At 71.6% G+C, this 19,115-nt stretch carries 14 protein-coding genes; 13 read left to right on the top strand and 1 reads right to left on the bottom strand.

What is annotated here, in order from left to right; all coding sequences use genetic code 11:
• Positions 1 to 100: 100 nt before the first annotated feature.
• Both NGK70_RS26465 and NGK70_RS10310 read left to right on the top strand, forming a co-directional pair.
• On the top strand, positions 101 to 1,474 hold the full coding sequence (locus NGK70_RS26465) for an efflux RND transporter periplasmic adaptor subunit (RefSeq protein ID WP_310742595.1): 1,374 nt from the start codon (positions 101 to 103) through the stop codon (positions 1,472 to 1,474).
• Positions 1,471 to 3,621 carry a site-2 protease family protein gene (locus NGK70_RS10310; RefSeq protein ID WP_251973140.1) on the top strand — a complete coding sequence of 717 codons (2,151 nt, stop codon included), beginning with the start codon at positions 1,471 to 1,473 and terminating at the stop codon, positions 3,619 to 3,621. Before NGK70_RS26465 ends, NGK70_RS10310 begins: the two co-directional genes overlap by 4 nt.
• 27 nt (positions 3,622 to 3,648) lie before the next feature.
• Here NGK70_RS10310 and NGK70_RS10305 read toward each other — a convergent pair whose 3' ends face one another.
• Entirely contained in the window at positions 3,649 to 4,416 is a 768-nt protein-coding gene (locus tag NGK70_RS10305) for an EF-hand domain-containing protein (protein ID WP_251973139.1), read from the bottom strand.
• Positions 4,417 to 4,666: 250 nt separating this feature from the next.
• Between NGK70_RS10305 and NGK70_RS10300 the strand changes: the two genes are divergently transcribed.
• The 11 genes from NGK70_RS10300 to NGK70_RS10245 all read left to right on the top strand — a co-directional run bounded on the left by NGK70_RS10300 (position 4,667) and on the right by NGK70_RS10245 (position 19,112).
• Entirely contained in the window at positions 4,667 to 5,611 is a 945-nt protein-coding gene (locus tag NGK70_RS10300) for a hypothetical protein (RefSeq protein WP_251973138.1), read from the top strand.
• Positions 5,544 to 7,169 carry a Y-family DNA polymerase gene (locus tag NGK70_RS10295; protein WP_251973137.1) on the top strand — a complete coding sequence of 542 codons (1,626 nt, stop codon included), beginning with the start codon at positions 5,544 to 5,546 and terminating at the stop codon, positions 7,167 to 7,169. Before NGK70_RS10300 ends, NGK70_RS10295 begins: the two co-directional genes overlap by 68 nt.
• Positions 7,170 to 7,210: 41 nt before the next feature.
• On the top strand, positions 7,211 to 10,660 hold the full coding sequence (locus tag NGK70_RS10290) for an error-prone DNA polymerase (RefSeq protein ID WP_251973136.1): 3,450 nt from the start codon (positions 7,211 to 7,213) through the stop codon (positions 10,658 to 10,660).
• Positions 10,661 to 10,827: 167 nt separating this feature from the next.
• Positions 10,828 to 11,013 (top strand): type II toxin-antitoxin system HicA family toxin, encoded by a 186-nt coding sequence (locus NGK70_RS10285; RefSeq protein WP_251973135.1) that lies wholly within the window; start codon positions 10,828 to 10,830, stop codon positions 11,011 to 11,013.
• Between the two features lie 23 nt (positions 11,014 to 11,036).
• On the top strand, positions 11,037 to 11,429 hold the full coding sequence (locus NGK70_RS10280) for a type II toxin-antitoxin system HicB family antitoxin (RefSeq protein WP_251973134.1): 393 nt from the start codon (positions 11,037 to 11,039) through the stop codon (positions 11,427 to 11,429).
• 696 nt (positions 11,430 to 12,125) lie between these two features.
• Entirely contained in the window at positions 12,126 to 12,629 is a 504-nt protein-coding gene (locus NGK70_RS10270) for a type IV pilin protein (RefSeq protein ID WP_256490796.1), read from the top strand.
• Complete coding sequence (locus tag NGK70_RS10265; protein ID WP_251973133.1) at positions 12,623 to 13,288, top strand: GspH/FimT family pseudopilin; 666 nt, start codon at positions 12,623 to 12,625, stop codon at positions 13,286 to 13,288. The genes NGK70_RS10270 and NGK70_RS10265 overlap by 7 nt, the downstream gene beginning before the upstream one ends.
• 52 nt (positions 13,289 to 13,340) lie before the next feature.
• The gene (locus tag NGK70_RS26460; protein ID WP_310742594.1) at positions 13,341 to 13,775 is read left to right on the top strand and encodes a type IV pilus modification PilV family protein; all 435 of its coding nucleotides are present in this window, start codon (positions 13,341 to 13,343) and stop codon (positions 13,773 to 13,775) included.
• Positions 13,775 to 14,989 (top strand): PilW family protein, encoded by a 1,215-nt coding sequence (locus NGK70_RS10255; protein ID WP_251973132.1) that lies wholly within the window; start codon positions 13,775 to 13,777, stop codon positions 14,987 to 14,989. Before NGK70_RS26460 ends, NGK70_RS10255 begins: the two co-directional genes overlap by 1 nt.
• Positions 14,990 to 14,997: 8 nt before the next feature.
• Positions 14,998 to 15,672 (top strand): pilus assembly PilX family protein, encoded by a 675-nt coding sequence (locus NGK70_RS10250; RefSeq protein WP_251973131.1) that lies wholly within the window; start codon positions 14,998 to 15,000, stop codon positions 15,670 to 15,672.
• A 98-nt stretch (positions 15,673 to 15,770) separates the two neighbouring features.
• On the top strand, positions 15,771 to 19,112 hold the full coding sequence (locus tag NGK70_RS10245; protein WP_251973130.1) for a pilus assembly protein: 3,342 nt from the start codon (positions 15,771 to 15,773) through the stop codon (positions 19,110 to 19,112).
• The last annotated feature ends 3 nt before the right edge of the window (positions 19,113 to 19,115 follow it).

Genomic DNA, 19,115 nt, shown 5'->3' with positions numbered 1-19,115 from the left:
CCGATCGACCGGTCTCCCGGGCGATCCCGGGGGACCCGATGAAGGCTGATGGCGCCGGCCGCACGGCCCCTCCCTGGGGCCGCGCAAACGACACCTGACCATGAAGCCTTCGTCTGACCAGCTCCTCGAACTGCTGCGCGCCGCCGCAGCCGCGACCACGCCGGCCGAGCGGCGCTTCGTGCTGCTCAACCGCACCCGCGAGTGGCTGCCCTACGAGACCGCCCTGCTGTGGCATCCGCGCCAGGGCATCGTGGCGCATTCGGGCGTCGCCGACGTTGACCGGCTCGGCCCCTACGCACAGTGGATCGACCGGCTGGCGCGCCACCTGGCGGATCACCCGGCCGATCGCCCGGCCGGCCCGGTGCATGCCGGGCAGGTCGACGCCGCCCTGGGTGGAGACTGGGCGCAGTGGTGGCCCTCGCAGCTGCTGTGGTTGCCCGGCGACGGCGCCGCCACAGCCGACGGTGAACCCGACGCCCAGGCCACGTGGCTGCTGCTGCGTGACCTGCCTTGGATGCCCGATGAGCAGGCCGCCCTGCAGGATTGGCAGCGCCTGTGGCGCCAGAGCGTGCGCGCCGCGGCTGCCCACACCCGGCGACCGCGGCTCATCAACCTGGCGGCATGGCGTGCACCACGCGATGCAGGCAGCGCCAGGGCGCCGGCCTGGCAACGCCACCGTGGCTGGATCGCCGCCGCGGCGCTGCTGCTCGCCGCCTGCCTGCCCGTGCGCCTGACCCTGCGTGCACCGGGCGAGCTGGTGCCGCGCGAACCCACCGTGCTGCGCGTGGCGCTGGAAGGCACCGTGCAGCGCCTGCGGGTGGAGCCCAACCAGGTGGTGCAGGCCGGCCAGGTGGTGGCCGAACTCGACGATGCCACCCAGGCCAGCCGGCTGCAGGTGGCTCGCCAGGCGCTGGCCACCGCCGAGGCCGAGTGGCGCCAGACCAGCCAGCTCGCGCTCAGCGACGCCCGCGCCAAGGTGCAGCTGGCCGCGGCCCAGGGCAAGCATGAGGAAAAGACCACCGAAGTGGCCTATCTGGAGCAGCAGGTGCAGCGCACCGCGCTGCTGGCACCGCACGCCGGCGTGGTGCTGGTGGACGACCCGGGCAGCTGGAGCGGGCGCACCGTCAGCGCGGGCGAGGCGGTGATGCGCCTGGCCCAGCCGCAGGACCAGGAGCTGGAAGCCTGGCTGCCGGTGGGCGACGCGATCGACCTGGCGCCGGGCTCGTCGATGCAGTTGCACCTGGCCAGCCGCCCCGGCGAGCCGGTGGCCGCCACGCTGCGCCTGTACGCCTACGAGGCCGAGCGCCGCCCCGACGGCAGCTACGCCTACCGCCTGCGCGGCCAGCTGACCGGGCCGGCCCGCGAGCGCCTGGGCGCACGCGGCACGGTGCGCATCGACGGCCCGCGCGTGCCACTGATCTACTGGGTGCTGCGCCGGCCGCTGGCTGCGCTGCGCGAGGTGACCGGGCTGTGAATGCCATCTCTGTCCCTGCCCTGACGCTGCCGGCCCGGTCGGCACCACAGCCTGCCCTGCCCTGGCCCGCCCTGCGCGAGGACCTGCAGCTGCACCATGGCGCCGCACTGCCCGACGGCCAGCCCAGCTGGACCCTGCACGACCCGGTGCGCCACCGCTTCCACCGCATCGACTGGCTGACCTACGAGGTGCTGTGCCGCTGGTGGCTGGCCGACGCGGCCCTGATCGCCCAGCAGATCTGCGACCAGACCACGCTGGTGGTCGACGACGCCCACGTCCAGCAGGTGCTCGACCTCGCACGGCGCCACCAGTGGGTGCAGCTGCAGCAGCCGCCCTCAGCGCCCCACGCACCGGTTGGCGACCTGCGCTCGGCACTGACCTGGTTGCTGCACCACTACCTGTTTTTCCGCATCCCGCTGCTTGACCCGGACCGGCTGCTCCAGCGCCTGCTGCCTCGCCTGGCCTGGCTGGGCGGCGCGGCCTTCACCCGCCTGAGCGTGGCGGTGCTGGCCGTCGGGCTGGCCGGCCTGGCCCGCCAGTGGGACCAGGCCGCCCACCAGTGGCTGGACCTGCTCTCCTGGCGCGGCGCGCTGCTCTACGGCCTGACGCTGGTGAGCGTGAAACTGGCCCACGAGTTCGGCCACGCGCTGGTGGCCAAGCACCACGGCCTGCGCGTGCCGACCATGGGCGTGGCCTTCATGGTGCTCTGGCCGGTGGCCTACACCGACACCAGCGAGGCCTGGCGGCTGGCCGATACCCGCTCGCGCATGCACATCGCCGCAGCCGGGGTGCGCACCGAACTCACGCTGGCCGCCTGGGCGACCCTCGCCTGGGTGCTGCTGCCCGACGGTGCGCTGCGCACCGCCGCCTTCATCGTCGCAACGATGACCTGGGTGAGCACGGTGCTGGTCAACCTCAGCCCCTTCATGCGCTTCGACGGCTACTTCCTGCTCAGCGATGCGCTGGACCTGCCCAACCTGCACGAGCGCGCCTTCGCGCTGGCGCGCTGGCAGCTGCGCCGCGTGCTGCTGGGCTGGCAGGCCGAGGCGCCGGAGGCCTGCACCAGCGCCCGGCGGCGCGGGCTGATCGCCTTCGCCTGGGCCACCTGGGGCTACCGGCTGATGCTCTACCTCGGCATCGCCTGGATGGTCTACACCTACGCCTTCAAGGCCCTGGGCATCGTGCTGCTGGCGGTGGAGCTGGGCTGGTTCATCGCCGCGCCGCTGTGGCGCGAGCTGCGCGACTGGGCCCGCGCCCGCAGTGTCTGGCAGCGCCAGCCGCGCGCACGCCTGACGCTGATCGGCCTGCTCGGGCTGGCGGCGCTGGCGGCACTGCCCTGGCCGGTGCGCGAAACCGCCGGCGCCCTGCTCGCCCCGGCGCGCGAGCTGGTGCTGCACTTGCCGGCCAGCGCCACGCTGCGCAGCCTGCCGCTGCGCCTGGGCCAGCCGGTGCGCCAGGGCGAACTGCTGCTGAGTGCCGACGCCCCGGCGCTGACGGCCCGGCTGGCCATGAACGCCGCGCGGGTGCAGCAGCTGGAACAGCAGGTGAGCGCCGCCTCGCTGGGCGGTGAGCAGCAGGCGCAATGGAACTCCCTGCAGGCCGCACTGGCCACCGCGCGCGACGAAGCCCGCGCCATCACCGAGGAACTGGGCCGCTACCAGCCCCAGGCCCCGTTCGACGCGGTGGTGGTCGACCTCGACCCCAGCCTGCGCGTCGGCGCCCCGGTGAGCGCACGCCAGCCGCTGCTCAAGCTGGCGAGCCCGGCGCCCTGGCGGGTGGTGGCCTACGTGTCCGAAGCCGCCGCGCGGCAGCTGCGCAACGGGGAGGCCGCCCACTTCATCGCCGACGCCCAGCCGCTGCAGCGCCACGGCGCCCGCATCGTCAGCATCGCCCCCCACGCCAGCGCGGTGATGCCCGAGGCCGTGCTGGCCCAGGCCCAGGGCGGCCTGATCGAGGCGCGCGAGCACAGCGGCCAGTGGCTGCCGGTGCAGCCGCTCTACCGCGTCGAGCTGACCCTGGACAGCGCCCCGGCACTGACCCTGCGCCACTGGCGCGGCCACATCGTGCTCGACCTGCCGGCGCGCAGCCTCTGGCAACGCGGCTGGACGGCGGTGGCCGAGGTGTGGGTGCGCGAAGGCGGGTTCTGATCAGGCCCCTCAGGTCCTCAAGGTCCTTCAGGCCGTCGTGCTCACCGCCGCGGCATCGGCGGTCACCCCATTGGCGGCCACCTGCGCATAGTGCTGCGCCTGCATGGCCTGCATCTGCTCCTGGAAGCTCTTGAGCTCCTCGGTGCTCAGCGAGCCATCCTCGTCGCCGTCGATGGCCTTGAAGAGCTGCTGCATCTGTGCGGTGGCGTCCTCCAGGCCGAACTCCTCGGCGCTCACCGAACCGTCCTCGTCGGCGTCCAGCGTCGCCAGCGGGTCGCCGCCGCCCGGGCCCTGGGTGCGCTGCTCGGCCATCATCGATTCGAAGGCCTCCACCTCCTCGCTGCTCAGCTCGCCGCTGCCGTCGCTGTCGATCCGGCTGAACAGCTCGGTGGCCTTGGCATCCTGGGTCGCGGTGCTGTCGCTGCCGATGCCGAACTCCTCGGCGCTGATGCTGCCGTCGTCATCGCTGTCCCTTTCCGACAGCGAAGGCGGCGGCCCGCCGGCACCGTGCGTGCCGCGCCCACCGTGCCCGCCACCCCCCATCTGCGCAGCGAACTGGGAGGTCGACATCTCGACGTTGAACGACGACGCGGTCGAGGCCGCCGCCGAGTCGGACGATTCGGTCGGCTTGAACGCCTCGAACTCACCCTGGGTGACATTGCCGTCGCCATCGCTGTCGATCTGGGCGAACAGCTCCTCCATGCCCTGGGCGCCTTCGGTGCGCTGGGCACCCTGGCCGCGCTGCATCTGCGTGGCCCAGGCGCTGCCCGCCGAGCCCACACTGCCGATGTTCATGGTGAAGTCCTTTCTGGCTGGTTGATCAAAACCCCAGCTTAGGCAGCCGCCGCCCCGGCGCATGCGACGAACAGGCCGCCCGCGGCGGCCGCCTTCACCTGCGGGATACAGGGGCGCAACAGAGTGCGCATGCGCTTCACGCTCAGACAGAAAGCCACCCAGAAAACCGCCCGATGACGGCCGGTGGAGGCTGTCCATGGCGATCAAAATACTGTATAAAAATACAGTTTACTGGACACCCCTATCGCCCATGCCCGCCACCGCCCTCGACCCCATCGACGCCCTGCAAGGCCAACCCTGGCCGGCAGCGCTGTGGCGTGCCGACCAGCTGGCGCAGCTGGCCACCCCCACCTGCCCGAGCGGGTTCGCCGCGCTGGATGCCGAACTGCCGGGCGGCGGCTGGCCGCAGGGCAACCTGTGCGAGCTGCTGCTGGCCGGCCCCGGCCAGGGCGAGTGGCGGCTGCTGGCCCCTGCGCTGGCCCGGCTGACCCGCGGCGAGGCCGCCTCCCCGGGGCAGACCGTGGTGTGCATCGGCGCACCTCCGGCCGGTGCGGGAAGCTGGCGGTCTCACGGCCCCGGCCTGGCCACGCTGGGGCTGGCCCTGCCGCAGCTGCTGTGGGTGGCGGTGGCCAGCCCCGCCGATGGGGCCTGGGCCGCCGAGCAGGCCCTGCGCGCGGGTGGGGTCGGCGCGGTGATCTGGTGGGCCTGGCCGGCCGCGGGCCAGCACCACGGACCGCACGACAGCCCACAACACCGCACGCAGCAGGGCACGCAGCACAGCCCGGGGATCGGCCTGGACCTGCGCCGCCTGCACCTGGCCGCCCAGGCCGGCCGCGCCCTGCTGTGGGTGCTGCGCCCGCAGGCCACGGCCGCCCAGTCCTCCCCGGCCTCGCTGCGGCTGGCCTGCCGCATCGAGGCGCAGGCCCCCGGCCGGCTGCAGGTGCATCTGCTCAAGCGCCGCGGCCCGCCGCGGGAGGAGCCGCTCAGCCTGGACAGCACCGCGGCCCTGGGCGCCGTGCTGGCGCATCGCCTGGGTCAACCGCTGCCCCAACCCCGCCCGGCCAGCCTGCCGATCCCGACGATTCCGGCGATCCCGCCGGCCCCCACCCTGCCGAAAGAGCCCCCCCATGCACGCCCTGTGGTTGTGCCTGCACCTGCCGCAACTCCCGCTGGACGCCCTCGGGCCCTGGCCTGAGCCGCTGGCGGCCCTGCCGGTGCTGGTCTGGGAGGCCGACGGCCGCGGCGCGCGCCTGGTCTGCAGCGCCAACCCCGCCGCCCGCGGCCTGGGGGCGGTGCCCGGGCAACGGCTCGGCAGCGCCCAGGCGCTGGCCCCGCAGGCCCTGCTGCTGGCGCGCGACCCGGTGCGCGAGGCGGCCGCCCTGCAGCGCCTGGCGCTGGCGCTGGGTAGCCTGACGCCCAGCATCGAGATCGCTCCGCCGGCCCAGCTGCTGCTGGACATCCACGCCAGCCTGCGCCTGTTCGGTGGCCTGCGCGCCCTGCTGCGCCGGGCCCTGGCGCTGGCACGCGGCAGCGGCTTCACCCTGCGCTGCGGCCTGGCGGCCACGCCGCTGGCGGCGCAGTGGCTGGCCGCGCAGGCCGACCCGCCGGATCGCAGGGGCCGCCGGCCGCCAGGGCCGCGCCGCCGCTGCATCCAGCTGGCCAGCACCCGGCGGGCCCTGCAGCCCCTGCCGCTGGCGCTGGTGGCCGGCTTCCTCGCCAATCCGGTGGACAAGGCGATCGACACCACGGCCGACAGCCTGCAGATGCTGCAGGCCCTCGGTGCCCGCCGCGTGGCCGACCTGCGCCGGCTGCCCCGCAGCGGCCTGGCCCGGCGCGGGGCCGCGGCCTGGCTGGACGCGCTGGACCGCGCCGAAGGCCGGCGCCCCGACCCGCGCCGCTGGTTCGAGCCGCCCGAGGCCTGCCGGCTCGGCCTCGAACTGCCTCATCCGGCCGAAGCGGTGCCGGCGCTCGAAGCCGCCCTGGCCCCGCTGGTGCAGGCCCTGTGCGGCTGGCTGGCGCTGCGCTGGCGGGCAGCGCAGGGCATCGAGCTGCGCCTGCAGCATGAATACGGCGCACGCCGCCGGCTGGCCGACGATGTGCTGACGCTCGACCTGGCCACCCCCAGCCGCGACGCGGCGCACCTGCTGACGCTGCTGCGCGAACGCCTGCAACGCATTGAGCTGCGCGCCCCGGTGGACCGCCTGACGCTCGATCTCACCCGCCACCTGCCCGACGCCGGCCGGCCCCGGGCGCTGCTGCCCGACGCCCTGGACGACCAGACCCACGCCGATGCCCGGGCCGGCCTGATCGACCGCCTGCGCGCCCGGCTCGGCGCCGACCAAGTGCAATGCATCCAGCTGCAGGCCGATGCCCGCCCCGAACACGCGGAGCGCCGCCTGCCGGCCGAGGTGGGGATCAGGACGGGGGCGGCTGGCACCCCTGCCCGCCGCCCGCCGAGCGCCGACCACGGCCTGCCCCGCCCCACCTGGCTGCTGGCCACGCCGCAGCCGCTGCCCCTGAGCCGGAACGGCGAGCTGCCCGTCCACCTCGGCCAGCCACTGCGCCTGCTCACCCGCGCCGAGCGCATCGAGACCGGCTGGCACGACGGCGCCCTGGTGCGGCGCGACTACCACGTGGCGCTGGCCGACGACGGCACGCTGTGCTGGGTCTACCGTGACCGCAGCCCGGCAACCGCAGCAGACGCGGGTGAACTGGCCACGCCGCGCTGGTTCCTGCACGGCCTGTTCGGCTGACTGCCCCGCTGACTGCCCAGCCGACTGCGGCCAACCGCCCCATGCCCGAACCCGCCCAGCCCGCCAAGGAGCCGCCGCCCGTGCCGCCGCTGGCCGGCCCGCGCGACAGCGGCTCCATCGGCCCGCTCGGCCTGCCGGGCCCGCTCGGCACCTTCGGCGCGCTGCCGGCCTATGCCGAGCTGTGCTGCCGCAGCAACTTCAGCTTCCTGGACGGCGCCTCGCACGCCGAGGAGCTGGTGGCCCGTGCGGCCCAGCTGGGCTACGCCGCGCTGGCCATCACCGACGAGTGCTCGCTGGCCGGCGTGGTGCGCGCCCACGAGGAGGCCAAGCGCCAACGCCAGGCCGGCAACCCGCTGCGGCTGCTGGTCGGCGCCTCGTTTCGCCTCGCCGCCGGCCGCAGCGGCCCGGGCGGCCGGCTGCTGCTGATCGCCCGCCACCGCGAGGGCTACGGCAACCTGGCCGAGCTGATCACCCTGGCGCGCAGCCGACGGCCCAAGGGCGAGTACGCGCTGGGCGTGGACGATCTGGCGCAGGGCCCCGACAGCGCCAGCCACCTTCGCGGCGCACCAGGCTGCTGGGCCATCGTGCTGCCACGCTGTGCCGCGGACGACCCGGAGGTCCCCATCGACCCGGCTGATCCCGCCGAAGCCGCCGATGCCGCCGATGCCGCCACCCCCATCGACGGTGCCGAGCGCACCCTCGCCCAGGCCCGCTGGGCCGCGGCCGCTTTCGGCGAGCGCGCCCGCCTCGGCCTGGCACTGCTGCAGCACGCCGACGACAGCCTGCGCAGCGCCTGGGCCCAGGCCGCCAGCGAGGCCACCGGGGTGCCCATCGTCGCGCTGGGCGACGTGCGCATGCACGTGCGCTCCCGCAAGCCGCTGGCCGACACGCTGACCGCCGTGCGCCACCGCGCCGCGCTCAGCGACTGCGGCGCGCTGCTGGCACGCAACGCCGAGCAGCACCTGCGCCCCCGCCTGGCGCTGGCGCAGATCTACCGCCGCGCCTGGCTGGACGAAACGCTGCGCCTCGCCGACGGCTGCGACTTCAGCCTGGACGAGCTGCGCTACGAATACCCGCAGGAGATCGTGCCGCCCGGCCACAGCACCACCAGCTGGCTGCGCCACGAGACGCTGGCCGGCGCCGCGCGACGCTACCCGCCGCACAGCCACCCCGAGGGCGTGCCCCAGGCCGTGAGCGCGCAGATCGAGCGCGAGCTGGCGCTGGTCGCCGAGCTGCACTACGAGGCCTTCTTCCTGACGGTCTACGACGTCGTCAACTTTGCCCGCGGCCAGGGCATCCTCTGCCAGGGCCGCGGCTCGGCGGCCAACTCGGCGGTCTGCTACTGCCTGGGCATCACCGAGGTGGACCCGACGCAGACGACGTTGCTGTTCGAGCGCTTCGTCAGCCGCGAGCGGGGCGAGCCGCCGGACATCGACGTGGACTTCGAGCATGAGCGGCGCGAGGAGGTCATCCAGTACATCTACGCCAAGTACGGGCGCGACCGCACCGCGCTGGCCGCCGCCGTGTCCACCTACCACGTGCGCGGCGCCCTGCGCGACGTGGGCCGCGCACTCGGCCTGGACGCGCGGCTGATCGACGCGGTGGCCAAGTCGCACCAGTGGTTCGACCGCCGCGAGGAGTCGCTTGCCCGGCTGGCCGAACATGGGCTGGACCCCGCCGCGCCGGTCACGCAGCAGTGGCTGGAGCTGACCACCACGCTGCTGAGCTTCCCGCGCCACCTCTCGCAGCACAGCGGCGGCTTCGTGATCTCGCGCGACAAGCTCTCGCGGCTGGTGCCCATCGAGCCGGCCGCCATGGCCGGGCGCCACGTCATCCAGTGGGACAAGGACGACCTGGAGTCGCTCGGCCTGCTCAAGGTCGACGTGCTCGCCCTGGGCATGCTCACCGTGCTGCGCAAGACGCTGCAGCTGACCAACGCCTGGCATGGCCGCACCGCCGAGGCCTGGGCTGCCACGCAGGACCCGGCACGCGAGCCCTGGACGCCGCAGCACATCCCGCGCGAGGATGGCGCCACCTACGCGATGATCCGGCGCGCCGACACCGTGGGCACCTTCCAGATCGAGAGCCGCGCGCAGATGAGCATGCTGCCGCGGCTGCGGCCCGACAAGTTCTACGACCTGGTGATCGAGGTGGCCATCGTGCGCCCCGGCCCGATCCAGGGCGGCATGGTGCACCCCTACCTGAAGCGCAAGCAGGGCCGCGAGCGCGCCGACTCGCCCTACCCGGCGCTGGATGCGGCGCTCAAGCGCACCCTGGGCGTGCCCATCTTCCAGGAGCAGGTCATGCAGGTGTGCATGATCGCCGCCGGCTTCTCTGCCGGCGAGGCCGACGAGATGCGCCGCGCGATGGCCGCCTGGCGGCGCAAGGGCGGCGTGCACCGCTTCCAGGACCGGGTGGTCGAGGGCATGGTGGCCAACGGCTATGCGCGCGAGTTCGCCGAGGGCATCTTCCGGCAGATCCTGGGCTTTGGTGATTACGGCTTTCCGGAGAGCCACGCCTTCGGCTTCGCGCTGATCGCCTACCTGAGCGCCTGGCTGAAGTGCCACGAGCCGGCCGCCTTCCTGGCCGCGCTGCTGAACTCGCAGCCGATGGGCTTCTACGGCCCCTCGCAGCTGGTGCAGGACGCCCGCCGGCATGGCGTCGAGGTGCGGCCGGTGGATGTGACGGCCAGTGAGTGGGACTGCACGCTGGAGGCTGCTGGGGAAATCCCCCCCGGCCCCCCTTTTTCAAAGGGGGGAGGAGAGAGGCCGGCCGTGCGGCTGGGGCTGCGGCTGGTGAAGGGCGCCTCCGATGCGGCCATCGCCCGGCTGCTGGCCGCGCGGGCCGAGCGGCCGTTCGCCGACGTGGCCGACCTGGCGCGGCGTGCCGACCTCACCCCGGCCGAGCTGCAGGTGCTGGCCCGTGCCGACGCACTGGGCCACTTGGCCGGCCACCGCCGCGAGCAGGTCTGGGCCGCGGCCGCCCCACGCTCCGGCGGGCGCGGCAGCCTGCTGCACGGCGCGCCGGTGGATGAATCCGGCGAGCACGCCCAGCTCGCGCTGCTCGAAGCGCCCGAGGGCGAGGCCATCACGCTGGACTACGCTGCCACCGGCCTGACGCTGCGCCGCCACCCGCTGGCACTGCTGCGCGAGCGGCTGGCCGCACGCGGCGTGCGCAGCGCCGCCGAGCTGGCGCGCCTCCCCAACGGCCGCAGCGTGCGCGCCTGCGGCCTGGTCACCACCCGCCAGCAGCCCGGCACCGCCAAGGGCACCGTCTTCGTCACGCTGGAGGACGAGACCGGCCCCATCAACGTCATCGTCTGGAAGGACCTGCGCCTGGCCCAGCGCCAGGCGCTGATCGGTTCGCGCCTGCTGGTGGTGTTCGGCACCTGGCAGCGTCGCGACGGCGTGAGCCACCTGGTGGCACGCCGGCTGATCGACGTCAGCGCCTGGCTCGGTGGGCTGGCAACCAGCTCGCGGGACTTTCATTGAGGCGTGCGAGCCTGACATCAATCGCTTGCGCCTTCGCATGGATCCGGCTGAGTAGCCCGGCAGATCTTCATCACCGCGCTCAGGCCGGGCCCATCGAGTACAGGCCCTTCGTGCAAACCAGTGGTTATAGTGTTGATTACCACATCAAGGTGGATACAATAACCACCGTGAACAGCAAGCAGGTCATCAAGCAACTGGAAGCCGACGGCTGGTTCCTGGCGCGGGTCAAGGGCTCGCACCACCAGTTCAAGCACCCCAGCAAGCCGGGGTTGGTGACGGTGAAGCATCCGGATGGCGACATCCCGACGCCCACGCTGTACAGCATCCAGCGCCAGGCCGGCTGGCGCAAGTGACCCGAAAGACTGGAGCGACGCACATGAAATTCACCGTGGTCCTGCACACCGACGATGGCACGCGCTACGGCGTGATCGTGCCCGACCTGCCCGGCTGCTTCTCAGGCGGGGACACGCTCGACGCCGCGCTGGAAAGCGCGCAGGAGGCGATCGACCTGCACGCCGAGACCCTGATCGAAGACGGCGCTGACCTGCCCGAACGCCGGCCCATTGCCGAGCACCAGGCCAATCCGGACTATGCGGGGGGCGTCTGGGCGGTGGTGGAGGTGCCGGTGGAGAAGTACTTCGGCCCGGCGGAGAAAATCAACATCACCCTACCGCGCGTGCTGCTGGCACGCATCGACGACTACGCCCGGGCGCACGGCGCCTCGCGCAGCGGCTTCCTAGCCCAGGCGGCACGGCAAGCCATGCGCTGATCCCCTCGGCGGCAGCATGGATCAAGCCCGCCGAGTGCGGGCTTTTTGCCAGCGTGGCCTCAAGGCCCGCGTGAGGATCAAGTCTGCAGGCCAATTCGGTCGCAGCGGTCAATCGGCAGGACCTGCACCTCAATCCGGCGGGATAACCTGCGATGACCCCGGCAACGTCCAAGTCACCGCCCCGACTTGATACTTGCCTGACACTTTCCACACTGAAGATCTGCCAGGTTCCCACTGAGCCTGCTTTGCTGACCTTGCCATCAAGGCCCGCTCCGCCCGATCCAGCATGTGAGCGAACAGTGTCTGATGCTTAGGCAACGAACTGCCCGTCAGATGCTCCAGCCCGTCCCGACACACCTCGACGGCTTGCTGCAACCGCACTTCGCTCGCTTCGCGCTCATCCCACTCGATCAGTGCCGATGCCAACCCAAGCCGTGCAGGAAGACGACAGCTGGGAGGATCTCTCATTTTTTCGACGCATACCAGCTTGGCCTCGATGCGCTCCGGCGTCCCAGGCAGTGCAGCTCGACTCTCAACAGACGGAAACCGTCGAGAGTCACTCGACTTTCGGAGTCTGGCCGGCCGCCCGCAACCCGGACGAACGGCCACCCCAGGCAGATGAGCGGCAGCCCGGCGGGCTGACGGGCAGTGGTTCAGCGCCTACGATCGCCTCAGTCCTGAATTGAAAAGATCGCCATGCCCGTCCCACCTTCCTGCTCCCCGATCCGCCGGCCGACACGGTGGCCGCTGCGGCGGTCGTCCCACGGCTTCACGCTGCTGGAGTTGATGGTGGCGGTGGCGGTGGTCGGCATCCTGGCTGCCGTGGCGCTGCCCTCCTACACCGACTACCTGCGCCGCGGGCGGGTGCCCGAGGCCTTCACCTTCCTCAGCCAGTACCAGGTGACGATGGAGCAGCACTTCCAGGACAACCGGGCCTACGGCAGCGGCAGCACCTGTGCACCGGATGCCGCCAGCGCCACCAAGGTCATCGCCAGTCCGTCAGGGGTCAAGTACTTCACCTTCGGTTGCAGCCTGACCGACTCGGGCCAGGGCTACCTGCTCACCGCCACCAGCACCACCGCGCTGGGCAGCGCGCACATCTACACGGTGACCCATGGCAACGTGAAGGCCACCACGAAGTTCAAGGGGGCCGACATGACCGGCAAGGCCTGCTGGCTGGTGAAGGGTTCCGAATGCTGAGCCCCGTCGACACCCGCCCGATGGCTCGGCAGGCCGTGCGCGGCCTGACCCTGATCGAGATGCTGGTGACCGTTACCGTGCTGGGCCTGCTGCTGCTGGCCGTGGCGCCCAGCGCGGCCGAGTGGATGCGCAGCACCCAGGTGCGCAACGCGGCCGAATCGATCACCAACGGCCTGCAGAAGGCGCGGGCCGAGGCCGTGCGGCGCAACCAGAACGTGCTGTTCTCGCTGGTCAGCCACGCATCGGGCAACCCGGGTCTGCTGGACGGCAACTGCGCCCTGTCGGCCACCTCGGCCTCCTGGGTGGTCAGCCTGGCCAGCCCGCAGGGCCTCTGCAACGCCGCGCCGAGCGAGTCCACCGCCCCGCAGATCATCGAGAAGCACGCCCAGGGCGACGGGTCCGCCCAGGTCCAGGTGGCCGTAAAGGTCCTGGACACCAGCACCACCCCCCCCACCTGCACCACCGCCACCAGCCAGACGCAGGTGAAGTTCGACAGCCTCGGACGCCCCACCAGTGACGTGACGCCGCTGCGCTGCCTGGAAATCACCCACGGCGGGGGAACGGCCACCCGGATGCAACTGCGGATCGACGGGGCCGGCAGCGTGCGCAGCTGCCTGCCGGACCTGCCAACCGGCATCGACGACCCGCGCAGGTGCTGAGCACCGCCCCAACACGACGCCCGCCCTGACAACTCTCCTGCCCACCCCCGCCATGCGCCGCCGCTCCTCCGCCCGCACCTGCCTGCCCCGCCGCCAGCGCGGCTTCGCGTTGATCGAGGCGCTGATCGCGCTGCTCATCTTCATGCTCGGCACGCTCGGCCTGGTGGGGTTGCAGGCGTCGATGACCCGGGCCAACAGCAGCGCCAAGTTCCGTGCCGACGCGGCCAACCTGGCCAGCGACCTGGTGGGCACGATGTGGACCGATGCCCCCAACCTGGCCTCGTACGCCACCGCCTCGTGCAACGCCTACGCCCGCTGTGCCGCCTGGGAGAGCCGGCTGCAGGCCCGCCTGCCCGGTGCCAGCTACGAGATCAGCCCGAACGGCACCAGCGGGCAGGTGGCGATCCAGATCCTCTGGACGGTACCGGCCGAAGGGAGCCACCGCTTCAGCACCGCCACGGCCATCAACTTGAACCCGAGCCTGTGATGACCATGGCCCGCCCACCGAGCCCCCCCAGCCGCCAGCCGCAGTGGCTGCGACAGGCCGGCGTGAGCCTGATCGAGCTGATGGTCGGCCTGACGATCGGCCTGCTGGCGGTCCTGGTGATCACCCAGGTGGTGCGTCTGTATGAGAGCCAGAAGCGCAACACCACCGGCGGCGCCGACGCCCAGATCAACGGCGCCGTGGCCCTGCACAGCCTGCAGCGCGACTTGCAGATGTCCGGCTGGGGCCTGACCAATACCAACAGCGCCGGCTGCAGGATGCGCTACAAGCTCCTGGCCGAGCCGACCGCAGAGCTCGTGCTCGCGTCGGTGGTGATCGAGGATGGCGCATCCGGCGCGCCCGACATCCTCACCCTGATGCGCGGCAACGGCAAGGGCTTTGCCGTGCCGCTGAAGATCAAGGGCCATTTCCGAAACGCTGCTGCCTTCGACCTGGACGGCGCCACCAACGTCGACATCCAGCTCGGCGACCTCCTGCTGGCCGTGCCCAAGACCTACACCGAGGGCAGCAACTGGTGCGCGCTCTTCAACGTCAGCGCCGCCCCGGACCCGGCCAACCTGCTGGTGGTGCCGCACGCGACCGGCAGCACCGGCGCGTGGAACCATGATGGCGCCACCAACCCGGACGCCGGCTCGGGCCTGGCGATCTACCCCGGTGCCACCGCGGGTGCAGTGGCCTTCGAAGCCGGCAGCTACATCGTCGACCTGGGCCAGCTGGTGATGACCCGCTATCGCCTCGCCGGCAAGGGCCTGCAGACGATGCAGCGGCGCTTTGGCGCAGCGAGCACCACGACCCAGTGGCCCAGCGACACCAGCTGGACCGACCTGCAACCGCAGATCGTCGACCTGCAGGCCGTCTACGGCAAGGACACGACCACGCCGCCCGACAACGTGGCCGACGTCTGGGACGCCACCGCCCCCACCACCGCCCAGGGCTGGGCACGCATCGTCGCGCTGCGCGTCGTGGTGGTGGCACGCAGCACCCACTACGAGAAGGAGGTGGTCACGGTGGCCAGGCCGAGCACCGCCAACTGCGCCCTGGGCCCCACCGCAACGGGCAACTACCCGGTGTGGAGCCCGGCCGGCGACGGCACCTGGGCCTGCCTGGGCGTGGACCGCCTGACCGACTGGCAGCACTTCCACTACAAGACCTTCGAGACCGTGGTGCCGCTGCGCAACATGCTCTGGCAATCCTGAGGTCCGCCATGCACCGCCCGATCCCCGGCCCTGTGGCCCACCGCCTGCCCGCCTGGCCCCGCGCCCAGCGCGGCGTCTCGCTGATGTTCTCGCTCATCGCGCTGGTCGGCCTGTCGCTGGCGGCGGTGGCGCTGATCCGTGCGGTCAACACCGGCAGCGGCATCCTCGGCAACCTCGGTTTCAAGCAGGACAGCCTGCTGGCCGCCGACGACGCCACCCGCCGGGCGATCGACTGGCTCTCGCCGCGCATCGGCACCGCCGCGCTGCACGACACCCTCTCCACCGGCGGCTACTACGCCGCCAACGTCGCCTCGCTCGACCCCACCGGCAACGGCACGGCCGCCACCCGCACGCTGATCGACTGGGACGACAACAACTGCGGCGGCCACAGCCCCTGCCTGAAGCCCTTTGCCACGCAGACCCTGGCCAACGGCGTGCAGGCGCGCTACCTGATCCTGCGGCTGTGCAGCGGCACCGGCGATCCGTCGGCCGCCACCAGCACGCTGCACTGCGCCCGCCCGATGACCGCCAGCCTGGCCACCACCGGTGACAGCGGCTCGCTGGACTACACCAATCCCAAGCACCTGAGCACCCCGGTGCAGACCCAGTACTACCGCATCCTGGTGCGAGCCAAGGGCGCGCGCAACACGCTGAGCTTCACCGACACGGTGGTGCATTACTGAACCGGATGACTGAATCCACTGCCGGCATGGACACCTCCACACCCCACCGCATGACTGGTGCGGTCCTGCGCCGCCGCGGGGACCATTGCAGCCACCCCTTGCCCGTCAAGCCCCTGCTCGCCCTGCTGGCCACCCTGGGCTGCAGCGCCGTGCTGGGCGCCACCACACCCGTGTCGCAGCTGCCCCTGGGCCAGGGCGTCAGCCCCAAGCCGAACGTGATGTTCGTGCTGGACGACTCCAACTCGATGCTCAGCGAGTACATGCCCGACGAGATGTACTCCACCAGCGCGGTGGGCTACTACTCGTCACAGTGCAACGGCGTGGCCTACAACCCCAAGGTGACCTATCTACTGCCCAAGAAAGCCGATGGCAGCGAATACCTGAACGCGACCTTCAAAGAAGCCTGGGTCAATGGCTACAACACCTCGGCAGGCAAGACCGATCTCAGCAACCGCTTCTACTACACGTACACCGGTAGCACTGCTACCAAAGCCGCCATGTCCTGGTCGTACTCGGAATGGGGGGGAGTGACCGTCGATGGGTTCTACGACGAATGCATGACGCAGTACGCCTCGATCACCGACACCGACACGAAATGGAAACGGCATGTCGTGACCGCCGATTCGACCGAGGCGCAGAACTACGCCAACTGGTACGCCTACTACCGCACGCGCCAGCTGATGACGCGCACGGCGGCGGGCCGGGCGATGGCGGGAGTCAGCGACAGCTTCCGGGTCGGCTTCACCGTCATCAGCGACTCGGGCGCCGCCGAGACGGTGACGGGATCGAAGTTCCTCGACGTGGCCGACTTTGCCGGCGGCACGGGCACCACGCAGCGCAGCCGCTTCTTCGACCTGCTCTACGGCGTGCCCACGGTGGGCTACACGCCGCTGCGCGACACGATTTCCAAGGTGGGCCGCTACTACGGCAAGAAGGTCTCTGGCCAGAGCTACGACCCGATCCAGTACTCCTGCCAGCGCAACTACACGCTGCTGTCCACCGATGGCTACTGGAACAGCGACGTCAAGGTGGTCAAGCTCGACGGCACGGCGATCGGCAACGAGGACGGGAGCGAAGCCCTGCCGATGCGCGATGCCCTCGGCGCGGTCGCCTCCCTGGCCGACGTGGCCCAGTACTACTACGCCACCGACCTGCGCACCGAAGACAGCATGCCCAACAACGTCTTCACCACCGACAAGGACAGGGCCACGCACCAGCACATGAACCTATTCACGCTCGGCCTGGGCGTGAAAGGCTACCTGAAGCCGAGCGACCTGGCCGCCCTGACGGCGGGCACGCTCAACTGGCCGGTCCCCAGCGGCACGCTGGCGCCCACCTCGCCCGGGTACAGCACCTGGGGCAACGCCACCCACGTCGACGACCTCTGGCACGCCGCGGTGAACGGACGGGGCGAGTACTTTGCGGCCACCGATCCGACCTCGCTGGCCGCGGCCATCACCGACACCTTCCGCTCGATTGCCGAGGACTCCGGCACCGGCGCTGCCGCGGCCTCCAGCAGCCAGACACCGGTGAGCGGCGACGACTGGTTCTTCATGCCCAGCTACACCACCGCCCACTGGAGCGGCGATGTGCGGGCCTACAAGTACAACGTGGCGACGGATGGCACGGTGACCCTGCCCGACACCAGCGGCACGCCCCTGTGGAGCGCCGCCCAGCGGCTGACCGCCCAGGGCACCGCGCGCACGATCTACTTCAACGGCAACGGCAGCCTGGCCGCGTTCAATTACGCCAACCTCGGCATGGCCGGGCTGGCGACGCCCTTCGACAACCGCTGCAGCAGCGCGACGATCCTGCTGTCGCAGTGCAGCGGCACCGGCGCCATCTCCACGGCCGCCGTGGCGCAGGCCACCGGCAGCAACCTGGTGGACTACCTCCGGGGCAGCCGCACGCTGGAGCTGTCGGCCGCCTCGGCGGACAACCGGGTCTTCCGCACGCGCACGCAGCTGCTGGGTGACCTCGTCAACGCCGCTCCGGTCTACGCCGGCAAGCCGCCGTTCGGCTACGCCGATGCCGGCTATGCCAGTTACGCGACCGCCCAGGCCAGCCGCACCAAGGTGCTCTACGTGGCGGCCAACGACGGCATGCTGCATGCCTTCAAGGTGGACACCGCCGCCAATGGCGGAGGCACCGAGCTCTGGGCCTACGTCCCCACCGCCGTGATCCCCGAACTCTGGCGCCTGGCCGACCGGAACTACGCCAACAACCACCGCTACTTCGTCGATGCCACCCCGGTGGTGGCCGACGTCTACGATGCGACGACCTCGCAGTGGCGGACCATCCTGGTCGGTGGCCTCGGCGCCGGTGGGCGAACCTACTACGCGCTGGACGTGACCAACCCCACCAGCCCGACCCTGCTCTGGGAGTTCGGCCAGACGGCGGCCGTGGGCAGCAGCTTCGGGCGCTTCGTGACCGACAGCAACCTGGGCCTCAGCCTGGGCAACCCGATCATCACCAAGAATGCCTCCGGCACCTGGGTGGTGGCCTTCAGCTCCGGGGTGAACAACGTCTCACCGGGCGACGGCAATGGCCGCCTCTTCGTCGTCAACGCCCTCACGGGCGCCAAGGTGGCAGAGCTGGAGACCAAGATCGGCACCGCCCCGGCCGGCGACAGCAGCACCCCGAGCAACCTGATGCGCATCAACGCCTGGATCGCCAACGACAGCGACAACACCGCGCTGCGCTTCTATGGCGGTGACCTGCGGGGCAACCTGTGGCGCTTCGACCCCGACAACCGCGTGCCACCCGCCGGCACCGAGGCCCGGCTGCTGGGGCAGGCACGTGCGGCGGACAAGACGACGATCCAGCCCATCACCACCAAGCCCGTGCTCACCGAGATCCGCGCCGGCACGGGCAAGGTGGCGGTGGTGGCCGTCGGCACCGGCCGCTTCCTGGACGAGTCCGACCTCAGCGATGCCACCCTGCAGAGCATCTACGCCGTCAAGGACAGCCTGACCGACCTGGGCGACACCGGCCTGGGCGTGCTGCGCAGCGATGAGGCCAACCTGGTCAAGCAGACCCTGGGCAGCAACCGCCGCATCACCACGCCGGCGTCGGTGGACTGGACGGCCAAGAACGGCTGGTATGTCGATCTGGATCAGTCGGCACGTGAACGCGTGGTGGTCGACGGCCTGCCACTGGCCAACGGGGTACTGGCCTTTGCCTCCAGCATCCCGGTGACCGCCATGTGCACCGCCGGTGGCACGGCCTACCTCTACCAGTTCGACCTCGGCCTGGGCACCGTCCTCGACGGGAAGGGCTACGACTCGCTGATCAGCGGCCTGGGCCGCATCACCGCGCCGGACCTGAAGGTGCTGGTGACGCTCAAGAAAGGTCCCCCGGAGACCACCACGGTCAGCACCCTCGGCGGTTCCCCGCCCCTGCCCGCCAAGCGCAGTTCGTGGCGCGAACTGGTGGATTGACCA

This window comes from Sphaerotilus microaerophilus, from assembly GCF_023734135.1.
Taxonomy (GTDB): Bacteria; Pseudomonadota; Gammaproteobacteria; order Burkholderiales; family Burkholderiaceae_C; genus Sphaerotilus; species Sphaerotilus microaerophilus.
This window is presented reverse-complemented; position numbering and strand designations above follow the sequence as displayed.